Here is a 328-nt window from a genome sequence, read left to right as displayed (position 1 = left end):
GCTGCGGCGTTTCAGGGGTCGCATGCCCGGTTTGTGGCGATGGCGGCGCGGGTGAATGCGTTGCTGGATATGGCGCAGGTGAATCTGGCGGATGCCGGTTCGACGTATGTGGCGGCTGACGCTGCTGCGGCTTCTGGTTACACCGGGGTTTAGCGGGCGGACCAGGGAAAAGGAGCAGACTGATGTCACAGATTATGTACAACTACCCGGCGATGCTGGCCCATGCGGCTGAGATGAACGGGTATGCGGGCACGTTGCAGGCGGTGGGTGCTGACATTGCCAGTGAGCAGGCGGCGTTGTCGGCGGCGTGGCAGGGCGATACGGGTAT

The 328-nt window shown here is 63.1% G+C and carries 1 protein-coding gene and 1 pseudogene; both read left to right on the top strand.

Features of this window, described 5'->3' with window-relative positions:
* Positions 1-153: pseudogene (locus LI94_RS21590) on the top strand (type VII secretion protein EsxS); the annotation flags it as partial.
* Positions 154-182: 29 nt separating this feature from the next.
* On the top strand, positions 183-328 hold a 146-nt coding region (locus LI94_RS21585; RefSeq protein ID WP_046302549.1), incomplete at its 3' end, for a WXG100 family type VII secretion target.

This window comes from Mycobacterium sp. UM_Kg27, assembly GCF_000972905.1.
Taxonomy (GTDB): Bacteria; Actinomycetota; Actinomycetes; order Mycobacteriales; family Mycobacteriaceae; genus Mycobacterium.
The sequence above is the reverse complement of the archived record's forward strand: the minus strand, read 5'-3'. Positions and strand labels throughout refer to the sequence as shown.